Source organism: Staphylococcus caprae, from assembly GCF_002902725.1.
GTDB lineage: Bacteria > Bacillota > Bacilli > Staphylococcales > Staphylococcaceae > Staphylococcus > Staphylococcus caprae.
The window spans coordinates 1-16,222 of record NZ_PPRT01000021.1; the positions used below are offsets into that span (position 1 = coordinate 1).

Sequence of the window (16,222 nt, forward strand, 5' to 3'; positions counted from 1 at the left end):
TTCTTGTTCTATATATATACATTTATAGTTATTTTTATTAATTTCCAAACTATATCTATACTTGACAATATTTTTGATTATTTTCTCTGAAATTTTACGTAAAATCGCGCTATAGTCTTCATTAGTTACTAATTTATTAATTTCTTTAATATATGTCTCTTTTAAAATTAAAGTTTCCTTTACAAAACTTTTATAAATTTCAAATTCAGGCCATAACTTTGCACACATCAAAGTAGGAACGTGACCATTGAATTCTATATTGAAAAGGAGACAATATTTTTGAACATCACTTTCATGAAACGTAACCGTTCTTCTTTCTTCACCATCTTTCAAATAATACTGCATTACCCATGCCTCCCCCTATCCCCATAGTAGCAATAGATCTATAATAGGATTTCATATGAAATAATCGAGCGACTAAAGCTGCTCCACTTGCACCATATGGATGGCCAGATGCAATGGCACCACCCCATCGATTCAGTTTCGCAATCGGTATATTCAGTTCATCCTGGCATGCGATGACTTGAGAACTAAACGCTTCATTAAGTTCCAATGTATCGATAGCCTCCATACTTATATTGGTTCTTTTCATCAACTTTGTTACAGCTGGCACTGGACCTATACCTAAATACTTAGGATCAACACCCACTGTGCTACTTTCTATAAATTTTAATCCCTCTTTAAAACCTAACCTTTTTGCAAGTGATTCTTCCATAATAAGCAGTAAAACTGCCCCATCATTTTTCATGCAACTATTTCCTACTGTAACAGTACCTTCATTTAGCAAAGGTTTAAATCTATTTAATTTTTCTAAAGTAAGTCGTGGTTTAATACTTTCGTCTCTATCAAACCAAGCACCTTTAACTTTAATAGGAAGTATTTCTCGGGAAATATTCCCGTTATTTATATGTTCATTGGTCAATTGATGACTTCGATAGGCAAACTCGTCTTGTCTTTCTCTTGAAATGTGGTATGTTTGAGCGACATTTTCTGCTGCTTCAATCATTGAGGGATCTTGCCCATCAGGTGCAAATGATGCTCTTTCGAAGAATTGAGGAAACTCCGCTTCATAAACTGATTGTGGACGTTTTAGTTTCCATGGCGCTCTACTCACACTCTCCACACCACCAGCAATATAAACTTGGCCCGCATTACTCTGTATCATCCTACACGCTTGGATGATGGTTTCTAATCCTGACCCGCATTGTCGATCTATAGTAACACCTGGAATCGTGTGGCTTAAACCTGCTTCAAGTAATGATTTCCTAGCAATATTCCCACCATTGCCAACTGTATTTCCAATTATTACGTCCTCAATATATTCCATTATTTCAGGGTATTCTTCCTTAAAATGATTAAACAATGGTTGTAACAATTGCTCAGGTTCTAAATGCTTTAAGTTACCACCATATTTACCAAAAGCCGTTCGTTTGGCAGTAACAATCACTGGTTGCTTCATGAATAAATCTCCCCATTCAAATATTTAGATTTCATCTTTCCTCTAGCAATTTTTCCAGATTCTGTATAAATCATAGCGTCGATTTTCTTTATTTTAGACGGAACTTCATACCTAGAAAGATACTTCGTTAAATACTGTTTCAACTTTATATATTCCAATTCTTCATTACCTGTATATAACAGAACTAATATTTCTCCAAATTTGTGATGAGGTTGACCAATAATTATAGCTTCTTCAACACAATTAAGCTTCATCACCAATCGTTCAATTTCAGATGGATAGACATTCACACCGCCAACTATAAGTCGGTCACTCTTCCTACCTACTAAATATAAATTTCTGTTTTCAATATAGGCATAGTCACCTGTCTCAATCCATGTTTCATCAACTACGAGTTCATTTACATATCCACTAAATGTCATGTCACTTCGCACCATCAACAAACCGATTTGATTCGAATCTTGCTCTAAAAGTTGAATTTCAACATTCGGAAACAGTGTACCAACTGACTGCTCCGGCGCCGATTGATTCAAGTTATAACTTATAAAACTTGCTTCAGAAGTACCGAAAAACTCGATTAAATCTATATAAGGATAGCGTTGTGTCACATTATCGAATTGCTCTTTTGAAAGTTTCGCTCCACTACTAAAAATAGTGCTAATATTAGAGGCATATAAATCATTCATAACAAGTTGATGGAGCATTGTCGGTACAACAAACAAAGCACTCGGTTGATGAACCTTGATTATGTTATCTATTAATGCCTCTGCATTAAATACTTTTTGTCCGATAAAAGTTCTTCCAGTAAACAATGCGTAAATACACGCATATAGTGAGAGTGAATGCGATAGAGGGCCAGGCGCTACAATCACTTGTGACGTATGATTAATTAATTTTTCATTTTCTTCATAAGAAATTAACCACGAAGGTTCATTCCGATAATAAGCTTTAGGCAAACCTGTCGTTCCTGAAGTAAATCCAATGTGAAGTAACGGATTTTTAATATTATCTTCAAAGTTTTTATCATCACATCCAGTTGAAAGTAACTCTTTATCTTGAATTAACCATTCAATTTGATACTTCTCAACGAGTTGCTTTACTGTAGATTCACTCCATTGATGATTTAAAAAGCATGGAAGACCACCAAGATTATGAATTGCGAAATAATTAATAAGATTATTTATAGGATGATCGCTCAATAAACCTACTCTCTCATTCTTTTGGATATCAGTTAATAGATTCGTTCTTTCATCAATCACTTGAATGAACTCTCTATAGGTAAACTTCTCTTCATCAAAGACGAGTGCTAATTGATGAGGTTTACTCTCTGAAAAACGATATAAATTTTTTACTATTTCTAACATGTCATCACCATATGTAAACTTTATACATTAATATGTTAACATTATTTACTGCAGAACTCATCGCAAAAAAGAACGCCTCAACTTCCATCACAGAAATTAAGGCGTTATATACTTATAAAATTGTAATAATTTCTTCTGGTTCATTAACTACATAATGAGGATTTTCTTGTAATAAATCATGAGCAGATTGTGCTCCCCAAGTCACCACACATGATTTAATATTTGAAGCATTGGCACTTTTAACATCATAAATTGTATCGCCAATATAAACTGTTCGACCTGAATTCAAATGATTATTTTGAATCAGCGTCTGTAACGTTTCATGATGTGGCTTCAAATGTTCCCTTGAATGTAATCCTAACGCATCTGTCATAAAACGATTCAGTCCCAAATAATTTAAGTGCTTTGTCACAACATCTGATTTTTTACTGGATACCACAAAGAGTTTTTTCTTTTTATTATGTAACAATTGCAGCATTTCGCTGATGCCTGCATATTCTTTTAAATGATGTACCTCATAACGATCATAGTATTGATGATACGCTTGGATAAATGCTTCAACTTGTGCTTTCGTCACATCTTTATTAACTAAATACTTAAATCCCACTTCTAAAGGTTGATTCATTACTTTTAATATCTCATCTTCACTAGGTATTTCTAATTCTAAATTTTTAAAAGCTTCTTGCGTTGCATATACATGGCATGAAGTCGTATCTGCCAAAGTCCCATCAAAATCAAAAATATAGTTGTCAAAATTCATGATGTTTCACCTCTTAAATAGTAATCACATTATAAATATACACTTTTTTGATTAAAATTTCGATAAATTGTAAAAAAGCCATCGACTTTGTATCAAATTTACAAAATCAATGGCTTAATTATTCATTATTCTAAATTTGCATGGTTCTTCTGCATTGTTTCTTCATCAATGTGAAATGCATCCATTAATGGTAATACAACGCTATCTAAAAATACAAGCGATGCTTGTTCAAACAAACTACCTAATGGTTGCTTTGAACCTTCAACCTCATGCTTAGTCCCTGCCGGTAATTCAACTATTGTTTCAGCTAATTCTCCAATAGAGGACTCAGCTTTTGTAGTAATCAAGACAACTTTTGCACCGATTGATTTTGCTTTATCAGCTAATAATCTTAAGTGCTCAGTTGAACCTGATCCTGAAATAATAATAAATAAATCATGTTCTTTAATAGATGGTGTTGTTGATTCCCCTACAACAAACGCATCTTCACCAAGTTGATTTAAACGCATCGCAAAACTATTTGCTACAAAACCTGAACGGCCTTTGCCGGCTACGAAGATTCTGTCTGCACCAATGACATCATTCGTAAAGCGTTCATAATCCGTATCATCAACATGAGATAACGTATGCTCTAATTCTTCAAGTATAAGACGGTAATTATTAAATTCTGACATCCTATCTACCTTCAATCGCATCGCGACATTGTTTTGCTGCTTCTACAGGATCGTCAGCATTTGCGATACCGCCACCAACAATGACTAAATCTGGTTCTTCGGCAACAATATCTTTAATTGTATCTGGTTTAATACCACCAGCTACAGCGACTTTAGAGTTTTTAATCACTGATTTAACAGTACGTAAACTATCTAATGGAGATTGACCTTCAGCTTGTAAGTCGTAACCAGTGTGTACAGCGATATAATCTGCACCCATTTCATCTAATTCTTTCGCACGTTTTTCTAAATCTTGAACGGCAATCATATCCACTAATAATTCTTTACCATGTTTATGCGCTTCTTCAACTGCTGCTTTAATTGAAGCATCTTCTGCTACACCTAAAATTGTTACAACATCTGCGCCAAATTTAACGGCTTGGCTTACTTCATAATCTGCTGCGTCCATAATTTTTAAATCTGCTAATACTTTTGCATTATTAATATTTTCATTTAAGTGTTGTACTGATGGTAAACCTTCATTAATCACAATCGGTGTACCAATTTCAACAATATCTACGTATTCTTCAACTTTTTTTGCTAATTCAGCGGCTTCTTCTTTATTTAATAAATCAATTGCTAATTGTAATTCCAATGAAAACATCCTTTCATTTTCGAGTATTTAACTCTTATATGAACGTGTTTACCCTTCATTACTTTTTTAAAACTGACCTAAATATAATCACCTTAGCGATGTGCTTATTCATTACTGTCTGGAGCCGCTTCATCATCTACATAAACTTCCACATTCGGATGGGCATGTAAAATTGTAGAAGGAATGTCTCTTGTCACTTGGTTCGTCATCAATTTATGAATGGCTTCTTTCTTTTTTTCACCAAATGCTAGTAAAATAATTCGTTTCGCTTTTAATATACTTGCAAGTCCCATTGAAACTGCTTGTTTTGGTACATCTTGCTCACTTTCAAAATAACGACTATTTGCACGTATCGTACTTTCAGTTAAATCAACAATATGTGTCTCACTATGCAAATCCGTACCTGGTTCATTGAATCCTATATGACCATTCTCCCCAATACCTAATATTTGTATATCTACTGGTCCTTTATCATTGAGTAATTGATTATAACGTTCTGCTTCCTCTTCTAAATGCTTGCTATCCCCTTTTGGTATATGAATATTATCCTTTTTAAAATGAGGATATGCGTTAAATAATACTTCGTCCATGTAATGATGGTAACTTTGAGGATGCTTAGGCTGTAACCCGACATATTCATCTAAATTAAATGTTTCTACATGTGAGACGTCTAGTTGATTCTTTTCTAATAAACCTACTAAATATCGATATACATCAGTCATTGTCCCGCCAGTAGCTAGACCTAACTTGCTATTAGATTGTTGACTCATTTCTTTAAATAGTTCACACGCTACGTAAAATGAAGCAAGTTTTTTTGTACCTAAATTGATGATTTTCACTTTAAACACCTCGGCATATTTTAATTCTGTCTACTTACACCTTTCCAACTTACCATTATAATATACTCGTTATATACACATTTAACAAAATATAATTCTTAATTTAAAGTAATTTAACAAACTTAAATATGTCCTCTTTAATCCGGTATTGAAAATTTTCCTAACTAAATCAAGCATTCGTGTACAAATATTTAACGCTTTCTAGTAAAATAGATAGATAAACGAATTTGCAGATATTCTATTATCGCATTATGTTATTTATAGCCATCATTTTTAAATCAATTATGAATAATAGATGCTTTATAAACAAACAAGTTGCGATATACCTTTACTAAAGCTTTACAATAGACTGCAAATGATAAGGGAGTGAACGTGTTGGAACCTATTAATGAGCAAGAAGTATTAAATTTGTTAACTTCTTATGAGAATAAACCCATATACTTACACGTTGAGACAACAAATGGAGCCTATGCAAACCATTTCGATGAACGTGTATTTAACGCTGGTACATTTCTAAGAAATATTCAAGTCACATACGAACATGCACAACTTAAAGGTGGCGAAAAAGATCCTTATCGCGTTGGTCTCAAATTACGCGATGGCGGTTGGGTTTATGTACAAGGGCTAACACACTTTGAAGTCAACGAAGACAACGAATTCCTCATCGCAGGATTTAATTACGAAGGACAATTGGCAGCTACAATAGAAATTAGCGAAAAGCCATTTACAATATAAAAGGAGGTTATGATTCATGACTGATGAAAGACACGTACTTGTCATCTTCCCACATCCAGATGACGAAACTTTCTCATCTGCTGGAACTATTGCAAGTTACATTGATGCAGGCGTTCCAGTCACATACGCTTGCTTAACACTAGGACAAATGGGCCGTAACTTAGGTAATCCTCCTTTTGCGACAAGAGAATCACTACCTAAAGTTCGTGAACGCGAACTTGAAGATGCTTGCCGAGCAATCGGTATTACAGACCTACGAAAAATGGGATTACGAGATAAAACTGTAGAATTCGAACCACATGATCAGATGGATAATATGATTAAAAATCTAATTGAAGAAACAAATCCATCATTAATCATTTCATTCTATCCTAAATTCGCAGTACATCCTGACCACGAAGCGACTGCCGAAGCTGTCGTTCGTACAGTTGGTCGCATGCCAGAATCTGAACGTCCAAGACTTACACTTGTCGCATTTAGTAACGACGCACCAGATATTCTAGGACAACCAGATATCCAAAACGATATTTCTAAATATAGTGATTTAAAACTCAAAGCCTTTGAAGCACATGCTTCACAAACAGGACCTTTTTTAAAACAAATTGCGAGTCCTGATATTGATGGACAAGCACAAAGTTTCTTAAAAGTTGAGCCATTTTGGACATATCACTTCGAATCTTAAATGGAGGTAAAACATGACAGAATTTGATTTATCTACTCGAGAGGGTCGCTGGAAACATTTCGGCTCTGTAGACCCTGTCGAAGGTACAAAACCTACAACTAAAAATGAAATGACCGATTTACAAAGTACACATAAAAATTTCCTATTTGAAATAGAAGAAGTAGGAATTAAAAATTTAACATATCCTGTGTTGATTGATCAGTATCAAACTGCTGGATTATTTAGTTTTTCAACGAGTTTAAATAAAGATGAAAAAGGCATCAACATGAGCCGTATATTAGAAAGCGTTGAAAAGCATTATAACAACGGCATTGAACTTGAATTCAATACGCTTTATCAAGTCTTACGTACACTTCAAGAAAAAATGAACCAAAATGCAGCTGGGGTTGATGTATCAGGAAAATGGTTCTTTGACCGTTTTAGCCCAGTCACTCATATAAAAGCGATTGGAAATGCTGATGTCACATACGGTTTAGCCATCGACGGCGAAAAAGTGACACGTAAAGAACTAACTATCGAAGCTGCAGTGACAACGTTATGTCCTTGCTCTAAAGAGATTAGTGAATACTCAGCGCACAATCAACGTGGTATCGTTACGGTCAAAACTTATTTAAATAAAGACACAGATGTCGTTGATGATTATAAAGATAAAATTTTAGATGCGATGGAAGCCAATGCGAGTTCGATTTTATATCCAATCTTGAAACGTCCAGATGAAAAACGTGTAACAGAACGTGCATATGAAAACCCACGCTTTGTAGAAGATTTAATTCGATTAATTGCAGCAGATTTAGTTGATTTTGATTGGATTGATGGCTTCGATATAGAATGTCGTAACGAAGAATCTATTCACCAACACGACGCATTCGCCCGCCTAAAATATAGAAAATAAAAGCACATGTCGCCAAAAGGAGTATTGTGGCGACACGCCTGCAGGAATAGCATGCGTCTTGAGACTACTTGTAAGTCAGTTGATTTTTAAAAGACAGGCTACGCAGTAGCTGATTGATATTGAGCTCATAAAATGGCTCAACATCTAATCATCCTTGCGGGGGTGATAATACGAATTCTTAAATTCTAGAATTCTGTATCACTCCCAAGCCATGCCCGCGGCAAGGGAGCTAAACAATACGAAGTATTAGTTTCCCTACTTAATCGTTTAATAAGGTTTTCTACAGTCTAAATAATATACTTTTATTGTTATGAAAACAGGCATTGCCTCACTACGTGCGAAGCAATGCCTGTTTTTTCTTTAATTTAATTTATAACTTCTCATGAGCGTATAGCATAGACCTTTTACCAAATAAAAGTTGCGCCAGGCGTAAGCTAATGTTTGGCCATCTTCTTCTCACCTGGTTTAACAAAGCACATTGCTACAATACTAACGATTGAAGCGACAACTGCTGAGATAAACATTGTTGAATAACCATGTGTTGCAACGAGATAACCTGTTAAAGTTGGTGCAATCACAGTAGCGGTATTAACGAAGAAGTGTGTAATCCCTCCATATGTGCCGGTCTTATTTGGTGCTGTATCAATAATGACTGCCCAATAAACAGCGTTTGGTAGGAAGATAAATGCGTTACCGAGCATCATCAGTATCATGACAGCGACAATACTATGTGTGAATGGAATAATTAAGAAACAGATTGCCGCACAAATCATGCCTGCAATTGAAAAATATGATCGTGCGATTCTTAAACTACCCGTCTTTTTACGGAGCCAATCGGACATTTGACCGCCGAAATAGGCAGTAAAACATGCGCCAATCCATGGAATCATTCCTAGATACCATAATGAATGGATTTGAAAATGATATTCATCTTGGAGATACTTTGGTGTCCAAGTCAAAATGAGAAAGTTCACGTACTGGAATCCAAAGTAGCCAATCATATTCCCGACAAGTGTTGGACTTTTGAAAAAATGATACCATTTTTCACTTGCGTCTTCTGTTTCGACTGTTTTCTCGACATTTAGACTATCTTCCGTGGATCGGATTTCGTCTAACTCTTCTTCTGAAACCTTTTTATTATCTTCTGGGTAATCTGTAAAAACCTTTGCCCAAATCATAACCCAGACTAGACCGAGAATCCCTAATAAAACAAAGAGTATACGCCAGTTCGCGACTGAAAGGAAACCTGACACAATCGGTGCAGTAATGAGTGCGCCTAATGGAACACCAATTAATCCTAAGGCTGATAATACGCCACGTTCTTTTGGCGCTGCCCAGTTGGCATTTGTTTTACTAATTGTTGAAAAGATTGGTCCTTCTGAGATACCGAAAAGTACGCGCAGTAAACCAAAACCTGCAAGTGCTGATCCTCCAAATACAGCTATACCGAGCTCACCCGCAAATGCCATAGCAATTTCAACGATTGACCATGCTGCGCCCGCTAAAATCCAAACAAATTTTGGTCCCTTTTTATCTGCTGTAATTCCACCTAGTAATGAACCAAACATATAACCGTAACCGAAGTAGCCTAGGATAGACCCCCAAGCAATATTGTCAAAGCCAAATTCCTTTATGATATCTTCTTGTGCATAAGAAATTGCGCCACGATCGATGTAATTAATCATTGTCATAATGACAATCATCGTAATAATAAAATATCGATAACGTTTCATTGTATCCCCCACCCCTTTATTTGAAACATCTCTTCCGTGTAAGTCTATCATAAAAATGTGTGTAAGCGCTAACAATATTTTAAATTTTCTGACTGTTAGGTTGGTTTGATTACATGCAAATCGTTGATATTAGTAGGATTAATCAATTTTTCTATTTTTTTATTTTTAGTTCATTTTATATTTAAAGATTTTATTATGTTACAATATTTGTAAAATAAATTTAAACTTAAGAGGTATTGAATGTTTTATTTTGTAGGAAATAATATAGGTCAAAAAATCACTGGTATAGAAAAAGCTATTATTAATCGTTTAAATCTTTTTAAAGAATATCATTATTCAGCAAGAATTGTGCTACTAGCATGGAATCGTTATTTAACAGATACGGCTTCAAATTATATAACTAATGAAGATTACATTAATATGTATGATTATTTACAAGAATCAACAAATGTGATGTCTATATTTAGTAAAAATTGGTTACATTATTGGGAAGAAGAATGTGGCTATACTGTTAGAGATGTGCACCAAGCGAACGATGTGCGGGTGTATGATGGTGAAAACTTTATTATGTACGCTCATTTTAGTGATGACACACTACGAAAAATTGATTATATCAACTATTTTGATACATCTCGTAGAAAAATTAAACGAGAACTCTATGATACGCGCGGATTTTTAAGTTGTACAAGAATTTTATCAACAGATCAAAAAATACAATCAGAGTTTTATCATTCTCCAAGTGGCGAAGTAAAAATTGAAAAGTACTATGATATTGATTCAAATGAACCTAACGTAGCAAAGAAAATACTATTGAATTACTGTGAAAGAGTCTTATTTTTCAATAATGACAATGAATTAGGTGCATTTTTCATAGAAAAATTATATCAAAATGGCGATGTATTCTTTAGTGATAGAAATTTAATTACATCACATGTTTTCAATTCAGTATCAAACACTATTCCTGTAGTCGCTGTTTTACATAGTACGCATGTCAAAGATATCAGCGATTTAGAACACTCTCGTATAAAAAATGTGTATAAAGGTGTGTTCGACCATTTAGGGCGTTATCGTGCAATCGTTGTTTCGACACAACAACAAAAAGAAGATGTGAGCCATAGAATTCGTGATGTGATCCCTGTTTATGCGATTCCTGTAGGCTTTTCAGAGGAGGCGGCCGAGTCTAACTTCGGTTATCAGAATCAAAAATTAATATCAGTGGCGAGATATTCTCCTGAAAAACAATTAGAACAACAGGTTCGACTTGTAAATAAATTAAAAGATGAATTTCCTCATATTGAATTACATTTATATGGATTTGGTGCTGAAGAAAGAAAACTAAAAGATTTAATTCAAGAATATCATTTAAATAATCATGTATTCCTAAGAGGTTTTATTAATGATTTGTCTGATGAGTTCAAGACGGCATATGTAAGTTTGGTAACAAGTAATATGGAAGGTTTTTCATTAGCGTTATTAGAATCGCAATCACATGGTGTACCTACGATTAGCTATGATATTAAATATGGACCAAGCGAATTAATTATCAATGATTATAACGGATTACTCGTTAATTTTAATGATGAGAATCAGCTATATGAAAAGGTTAGAAATTTACTTTTAAATCCTGAATTACAAAAAATGTATTCCAAAAACAGTATTGAAACGTCACAAAATTATAGTAAAGACGCCATTATAAAAAGATGGGAACAGCTATTAAGTTTATTTAACTAGTGGTATTGGACAGGCGGCTAAGGCATTATTTATTGTCTTAGCCTTTTTTAACATATGGGCAGTAGAGGGCTAAATTATGTTCCTATTCCCCCCTTTTTTAGAGGGATACTATTTGGAAATTTATGTTACAAAAAACACTGCCAACAAAAGCAAAAGCTTTGTCGACAGTGTATGAGGAACCTCTAGGAAATGGCGATTGTAATAAATAGAGGAACCGTTCGCTATGATACTTTTTATTTCAAATGTTCATATGGACTATTATTTACAAATGAGACGATTTGGTCTACGAATAATTTTGCACGTAATTGGAATTCATTATCCTCTAAATATAATGTACCATCGTCCAATTTAGCATAATCTGAATCATGTGTAGCGATTTGCGTTGGTACGGCAATCCCTAATAAACTACGTACAATCACTCTTAAATGAGATAAAGGTTCTGAGCTTACTATGCCTCCACTATTACCAATTAGACCTACGGGTTTCATTTTAAAGTAATCCATGTTGAGATGGTCGAGTGCATTTTTAAGAATTCCAGAATATGAACCATGATAATTAGGCGTTCCTAGAATGAAGAAATCAGCATTCATGGCCTTTTCTTGAAGATCTTTCACATTCTTCTTAATCTCATCAACCGCTTGAGTTGTACCTGAAAAGTCTAATTGATGAATAGGCGTTTCAGCTAAATCGAATATTTCAACATCCACCCCGTGTTCGTCTAATTGACCTGTAAGGTATTTAGCTAACGCGTTCGTATGTGAACCTACTCTAGCACTACCTACTATAATTAATCCTTTCATTATTTACACCTCTTGTTTATGATAATTGATTTTCATCTTTTAAAAATTTCATAATTGCTTTACCGACGCCACTATTTTCATTTGTATCAGTGACATACTTAGCCACAGCTTTCACTTCTGGTGCAGCATTATCCATGGCTACAGGGTAGCCTACTCTTTCTAGCATCGAAATATCATTTAAGTTATCTCCGAGTGCCATGACATTCTCTAAGTCAATACCAAGTTGTTTAGCAATGGTCGCTAAGGCAATCCCTTTTTGTGCATCTGAATGCGTAATTTCTAAATTACCTCTTGAAGAAGAAGAAACGGCAAGATTAGGTGATTTGGCTAGTTCTTGACCTACAAGATCAATTTTTCCTAAATCAGAATCGAACGCTAAAATTTTCATAATCAATTCGCCAGGGATGTCTTCAATTTTGTCATAGTTATCTACAATTTTTAAAGTTCCATTATCGATACGTTTTTGAATACTATTTTTAATTTTTTCAACATCTGCTTTTTGACCGGCACGTTCAGCGATATCAATATATATTTCTAAATCTCTTTGAGGATCTTCTGTATAAATTCCTCTATTTGTATAGACTTGATAATAAATGTCTTCCTTCTTCAACGTAGTTGTAATCTTATTCACTAAGGAATGATTGAGATGAGACGTGCTCATGATATTGAACGTTTCGTCGCGAACTTCTGCTCCGTTCAGGCAGATATATGGTACTTTCAAATCTGTTTCAGCAACGGGTGTATTCGCTTCGTAAAAGGCACGTCCTGTTGCGATAACGACTGTAATACCGTGTTCTTGCGCAAATTTAATAGCTGCTTGATTTTCTGGAGTAATTTCATGTGCTGCATTAAGTAGCGTTCCATCCATATCTGTTGCAATTAACTTTATCATTCATTGACCTCGTTTCTTCCTGTTTGAAGGTAATATTTATGTTTTATTTTTTGAAAAGGCGAACGTGAATAGTCACCTTTAATTTACACAGTTATTCTAACAAATTTGTGTCATTTTGTATCTTGGCTTGTTTGAGGGCTCTTTTGTGTTGGCGTATATTTTTGAAAAATTCACGTAGCAGTGTGCTGCATTCATTTTCCAAAATACCAGACTCAACTATCGCTCTGTGATTAAATTGCGGCTGTGCTAATAAGTTCATTAAACTCCCTGTACAGCCACCTTTAGGATCAACAGCACCGTAAACGACGCGTGGAATACGACTCATCACAATTGCACCTGCACACATCACACACGGTTCCAAAGTGACGTACAACGTGCAATCTTCTAAACGCCAACTCCCAATCACTTCTGACGCTCTTTCGATAGCAATGTGTTCAGCGTGAGCCGTGGGTTGTTGTAATGTTTCCCTCAAATTATGAGCGCGAGCAATAACGTGATTATCTTTCACGATGACAGCGCCAATTGGAACTTCCCCTAGTTCTTGAGCCTTTCTTGCTTCTTTAATTGCTAAACGCATGTAATCATTATCAGTTCTCATATGTGTTGCAATACCTCACTTATGGTACAATACTCAATGTCTATTTTAACATTTGGAGAAGTGAATATGAATAAACCATTTATTGCAATTGAAGGACCTATAGGTGTAGGTAAATCCTCACTTGCACACAAGCTCAGTCAGACGCTTAACTATTATGAAGAACGAGAAATTGTTGACGAAAATCCATTTCTCTCAGATTTTTATGACGATATTGAAAAATGGAGTTTGCAAACTGAAATGTTCTTTTTGTGTAATAGATATAAACAAATTAGAGATCTTGAAGCGTTAGATCAAGGTGTTGTAAGTGATTACCACATACATAAGAATAAAATTTTTGCGAGCAATACGTTAGATGAGAAAGAATTTGATAAATTCAGCCGTATTTATGATATTTTAACTGAGGATCTTGAAATGCCTAATATGATTATCTTTTTAGATGCAGATTTAGATATTTTGAAATCTAGAATAGCCAAACGTAATCGTGACTTCGAACATACGATTGAAGATGATTATTTATTAACATTGAAAAAAGATTATAAAGCATATTATGAATCTTTAAAAAAGGAAGGCGCAAACGTGATCCTTATTGATACAACCGAGAAAGATTTTGTGGAAAATGATAACGATTATAAAGAAATTTTAGAATTAATAAAACCCATGATTGGAGATAGCAAAGATGAATAATTTTGGCATTCCTCAAAATGCAGTGATTACGATTGCAGGTACTGTAGGTGTAGGTAAATCTACATTAACGCAAGCACTTGCTGACAAATTAAATTTTAAAACTTCTTTTGAAAATGTTGATCATAATCCTTACTTAGATAAGTTTTATCACGACTTCGAACGTTGGAGTTTTCACCTACAAATATACTTTTTAGCGGAACGTTTCAAGGAACAAAAACGTATGTTTGAATATGGTGGCGGGTTTGTGCAAGACCGCTCTATCTATGAAGATGTTGATATCTTTGCGAAAATGCACGAAGAACAAGGTACAATGAGTCAGGAAGATTACCATACATACGCAGAATTATTTAATGCTATGGTAATGACACCTTATTTTCCAAAACCAGATGTACTGATTTATTTAGAATGTGATTATGACGAGGTCATTGACCGTATTAAGCAACGTGGTCGTGACATGGAAATCAATACAGATCCAGAATATTGGAAGAAGTTATTTAAACGTTATGAAGATTGGATTAACAATTTCAATGCGTGTCCTGTCGTGCGAGTCAATATCAATGAGTATGATATTCATGAAGATTTCGATTCATTAGACCCAATTATTGAGAAAATTGCACACATCATACAGACACATCGAAATGTAGATACAAGATCGTAAAACGACTTGAAACATAGTTCATATCCTATGTTTGACAACCATATAAATTAAATATACGTTAATATTACAAGTTAATTATTTGCACTAGGGGTGTTTTTTAACTGAGATGGAGACAATCCAAACCCTTTGAACCTGAACTAGTTCGAACTAGCGTAGGAAAGTGTGGACATCAATCTTACCATTAAACTGTTTTAATATTTAATCACTAAGATGCACAACTTTTCTTACGGAAGGGTTGTGCATTTTTTTACCTAATTACAATTATTTTATTGGAGGATTATTATGTCAAAAACAGCAATCGTTACAGGAAGCAGTCGTGGCCTAGGCGCTAAAATCGCTCAAACATTAATTGAGAAAGGTTATAATGTCGTCGTCAATTACAAGCAGAGTAAAGAAAAAGCCGAAGCGTTAATTGAACATATAAGTGATGAAAAAGCCATCGCAATTCAAGCAGATGTGACGTGTCGTGATGAAGTTAAACAAATGATTGAAACAGCTACAGCACACTTTGGAAACATCGATATTGTGATTAATAATGCGTTAGTTAACTTTAAATTTGATCCTAATCAACAAAAAAGTTTCAAAGATTTAACATGGGATGATTACCAACAACAACTGGACGGCACTTTAAAAGCTGCATTCAATGTCACTCAAAGTGTCATTCCGCAATTTATCAACCAGCAAGATGGCAGAATTATAAATATCGGCACAAATTTATATCAAAATCCTGTAGTTCCTTATCATGAATATACTACTGCAAAGGCTGGCTTGATAGGATTCACACGTAACATTGCAGCAGAGTTAGGACAATATGGGATTACTGCAAATGTCGTTTCTGGAGGATTATTAAAAACAACAGACGCAAGTGCAGTCACGACACCTGAAGTATTTGATTTAATTGCTCAAACTACACCTTTAAAAAAGGTAACTACACCACAAGATGTAGCAAATATGGTGGCCTATTTGGCATCAGATGAAGCTCGTGGCATCACTGGTCAAAATATTACAGTTGATGGCGGATTAACAATGAATTAATGTCTCAATTTTTCGAGTCATTCTTTATTAAAATAGAGAGACAAAGAGGTGT

The 16,222-nt window shown here is 34.7% G+C and carries 18 protein-coding genes and 1 riboswitch; of the genes, 7 read left to right on the plus strand and 11 right to left on the minus strand.

Translation table 11 applies throughout. From position 1 onward, the window contains the following. The 7 genes from CD155_RS03895 to nagB all read right to left on the minus strand — a co-directional run. Window positions 1-345, minus strand: a 345-nt coding sequence (locus CD155_RS03895) for a VraC family protein (RefSeq protein WP_103212584.1), incomplete at its 3' end; no start/stop codon positions are given. Beyond that, window positions 320-1,459: a thiolase family protein gene (locus tag CD155_RS03900; protein ID WP_103212585.1), complete on the minus strand. Its 1,140-nt coding sequence runs from the start codon at window positions 1,457-1,459 to the stop codon at window positions 320-322. The genes CD155_RS03900 and CD155_RS03895, both read right to left, overlap by 26 nt. Then, the gene (locus tag CD155_RS03905) at window positions 1,456-2,823 is read right to left on the minus strand and encodes an AMP-binding protein (RefSeq protein ID WP_103212586.1); all 1,368 of its coding nucleotides are present in this window, start codon (window positions 2,821-2,823) and stop codon (window positions 1,456-1,458) included. Before CD155_RS03905 ends, CD155_RS03900 begins: the two co-directional genes overlap by 4 nt. A gap of 112 nt (window positions 2,824-2,935) precedes the next feature. Further along, complete coding sequence (locus tag CD155_RS03910) at window positions 2,936-3,583, minus strand: HAD family hydrolase (RefSeq protein ID WP_103212587.1); 648 nt, start codon at window positions 3,581-3,583, stop codon at window positions 2,936-2,938. A 125-nt stretch (window positions 3,584-3,708) separates the two neighbouring features. After that, window positions 3,709-4,257: a 6-phospho-3-hexuloisomerase gene (gene hxlB, locus CD155_RS03915; protein WP_070832756.1), complete on the minus strand. Its 549-nt coding sequence runs from the start codon at window positions 4,255-4,257 to the stop codon at window positions 3,709-3,711. Between the two features lies 1 nt (window position 4,258). Next, on the minus strand, window positions 4,259-4,891 hold the full coding sequence (gene hxlA, locus CD155_RS03920) for a 3-hexulose-6-phosphate synthase (protein WP_037541131.1): 633 nt from the start codon (window positions 4,889-4,891) through the stop codon (window positions 4,259-4,261). A 104-nt stretch (window positions 4,892-4,995) separates the two neighbouring features. Then, the gene (nagB, locus tag CD155_RS03925) at window positions 4,996-5,730 is read right to left on the minus strand and encodes a glucosamine-6-phosphate deaminase (protein WP_103212588.1); all 735 of its coding nucleotides are present in this window, start codon (window positions 5,728-5,730) and stop codon (window positions 4,996-4,998) included. Between the two features lie 372 nt (window positions 5,731-6,102). On the opposite strand from nagB, the gene CD155_RS03930 reads away from it, so the two are divergent. Genes CD155_RS03930 through folE2 form a run of 3 tightly spaced genes read left to right on the plus strand, consistent with a single transcriptional unit; the run spans window position 6,103 to window position 8,039 of the window. Beyond that, window positions 6,103-6,465, plus strand: a complete 363-nt coding sequence (locus tag CD155_RS03930; RefSeq protein ID WP_172605857.1) for a YojF family protein — start codon at window positions 6,103-6,105, stop codon at window positions 6,463-6,465. Window positions 6,466-6,481: 16 nt separating this feature from the next. Then, complete coding sequence (bshB2, locus tag CD155_RS03935; protein WP_002441151.1) at window positions 6,482-7,147, plus strand: bacillithiol biosynthesis deacetylase BshB2; 666 nt, start codon at window positions 6,482-6,484, stop codon at window positions 7,145-7,147. 13 nt (window positions 7,148-7,160) lie between these two features. Further along, a complete protein-coding gene (gene folE2 / locus CD155_RS03940) occupies window positions 7,161-8,039 on the plus strand; it encodes a GTP cyclohydrolase FolE2 (protein WP_002441149.1) in 879 nt (292 codons plus the stop codon). 434 nt (window positions 8,040-8,473) lie between these two features. Here folE2 and CD155_RS03945 read toward each other — a convergent pair whose 3' ends face one another. After that, window positions 8,474-9,772, minus strand: a complete 1,299-nt coding sequence (locus CD155_RS03945) for an MFS transporter (protein WP_103212590.1) — start codon at window positions 9,770-9,772, stop codon at window positions 8,474-8,476. Between the two features lie 240 nt (window positions 9,773-10,012). On the opposite strand from CD155_RS03945, the gene CD155_RS03950 reads away from it, so the two are divergent. Further along, window positions 10,013-11,503 carry a glycosyltransferase family 4 protein gene (locus CD155_RS03950; RefSeq protein ID WP_103212591.1) on the plus strand — a complete coding sequence of 497 codons (1,491 nt, stop codon included), beginning with the start codon at window positions 10,013-10,015 and terminating at the stop codon, window positions 11,501-11,503. Between the two features lie 233 nt (window positions 11,504-11,736). Here the strand turns inward: CD155_RS03950 and CD155_RS03955 are convergent, their stop codons facing one another. The 3 genes from CD155_RS03955 to tadA all read right to left on the minus strand — a co-directional run bounded on the left by CD155_RS03955 (window position 11,737) and on the right by tadA (window position 13,793). Further along, window positions 11,737-12,303 (minus strand): NADPH-dependent FMN reductase, encoded by a 567-nt coding sequence (locus CD155_RS03955; RefSeq protein WP_002441143.1) that lies wholly within the window; start codon window positions 12,301-12,303, stop codon window positions 11,737-11,739. A gap of 16 nt (window positions 12,304-12,319) precedes the next feature. Beyond that, on the minus strand, window positions 12,320-13,195 hold the full coding sequence (locus CD155_RS03960) for a Cof-type HAD-IIB family hydrolase (protein WP_103212592.1): 876 nt from the start codon (window positions 13,193-13,195) through the stop codon (window positions 12,320-12,322). Between the two features lie 91 nt (window positions 13,196-13,286). Beyond that, the gene (tadA, locus tag CD155_RS03965) at window positions 13,287-13,793 is read right to left on the minus strand and encodes a tRNA adenosine(34) deaminase TadA (RefSeq protein ID WP_103212593.1); all 507 of its coding nucleotides are present in this window, start codon (window positions 13,791-13,793) and stop codon (window positions 13,287-13,289) included. A gap of 66 nt (window positions 13,794-13,859) precedes the next feature. On the opposite strand from tadA, the gene CD155_RS03970 reads away from it, so the two are divergent. From CD155_RS03970 to CD155_RS03980, 3 genes are all read left to right on the plus strand, one after another. Next, complete coding sequence (locus CD155_RS03970; protein WP_103212594.1) at window positions 13,860-14,477, plus strand: deoxynucleoside kinase; 618 nt, start codon at window positions 13,860-13,862, stop codon at window positions 14,475-14,477. Further along, window positions 14,470-15,135, plus strand: coding sequence for a deoxynucleoside kinase (locus CD155_RS03975; protein ID WP_002441135.1), 666 nt, complete (start codon window positions 14,470-14,472; stop codon window positions 15,133-15,135). The genes CD155_RS03970 and CD155_RS03975 overlap by 8 nt, the downstream gene beginning before the upstream one ends. 76 nt (window positions 15,136-15,211) lie before the next feature. Further along, window positions 15,212-15,311: riboswitch (TPP riboswitch) on the plus strand. Between the two features lie 106 nt (window positions 15,312-15,417). Then, window positions 15,418-16,170 carry a 3-oxoacyl-ACP reductase gene (locus CD155_RS03980; RefSeq protein WP_103212595.1) on the plus strand — a complete coding sequence of 251 codons (753 nt, stop codon included), beginning with the start codon at window positions 15,418-15,420 and terminating at the stop codon, window positions 16,168-16,170. The last annotated feature ends 52 nt before the right edge of the window (window positions 16,171-16,222 follow it).

What these genes read in the sequence shown, in the direction of transcription:
- CD155_RS03900 (WP_103212585.1), bottom strand. Translation starts at nt 1,459, where the DNA reads ATGAAGCAACCAGTGATTGTTACTGCCAAACGAACGGCTTTTGGTAAA.
- CD155_RS03905 (WP_103212586.1), bottom strand. Translation starts at nt 2,823, where the DNA reads ATGTTAGAAATAGTAAAAAATTTATATCGTTTTTCAGAGAGTAAACCT.
- CD155_RS03910 (WP_103212587.1), bottom strand. Translation starts at nt 3,583, where the DNA reads ATGAATTTTGACAACTATATTTTTGATTTTGATGGGACTTTGGCAGAT.
- hxlB (WP_070832756.1), bottom strand. Translation starts at nt 4,257, where the DNA reads ATGTCAGAATTTAATAATTACCGTCTTATACTTGAAGAATTAGAGCAT.
- bshB2 (WP_002441151.1), top strand. Translation starts at nt 6,482, where the DNA reads ATGACTGATGAAAGACACGTACTTGTCATCTTCCCACATCCAGATGAC.
- folE2 (WP_002441149.1), top strand. Translation starts at nt 7,161, where the DNA reads ATGACAGAATTTGATTTATCTACTCGAGAGGGTCGCTGGAAACATTTC.
- CD155_RS03945 (WP_103212590.1), bottom strand. Translation starts at nt 9,772, where the DNA reads ATGAAACGTTATCGATATTTTATTATTACGATGATTGTCATTATGACA.
- CD155_RS03950 (WP_103212591.1), top strand. Translation starts at nt 10,013, where the DNA reads ATGTTTTATTTTGTAGGAAATAATATAGGTCAAAAAATCACTGGTATA.
- CD155_RS03955 (WP_002441143.1), bottom strand. Translation starts at nt 12,303, where the DNA reads ATGAAAGGATTAATTATAGTAGGTAGTGCTAGAGTAGGTTCACATACG.
- CD155_RS03960 (WP_103212592.1), bottom strand. Translation starts at nt 13,195, where the DNA reads ATGATAAAGTTAATTGCAACAGATATGGATGGAACGCTACTTAATGCA.
- tadA (WP_103212593.1), bottom strand. Translation starts at nt 13,793, where the DNA reads ATGAGAACTGATAATGATTACATGCGTTTAGCAATTAAAGAAGCAAGA.
- CD155_RS03970 (WP_103212594.1), top strand. Translation starts at nt 13,860, where the DNA reads ATGAATAAACCATTTATTGCAATTGAAGGACCTATAGGTGTAGGTAAA.
- CD155_RS03975 (WP_002441135.1), top strand. Translation starts at nt 14,470, where the DNA reads ATGAATAATTTTGGCATTCCTCAAAATGCAGTGATTACGATTGCAGGT.
- CD155_RS03980 (WP_103212595.1), top strand. Translation starts at nt 15,418, where the DNA reads ATGTCAAAAACAGCAATCGTTACAGGAAGCAGTCGTGGCCTAGGCGCT.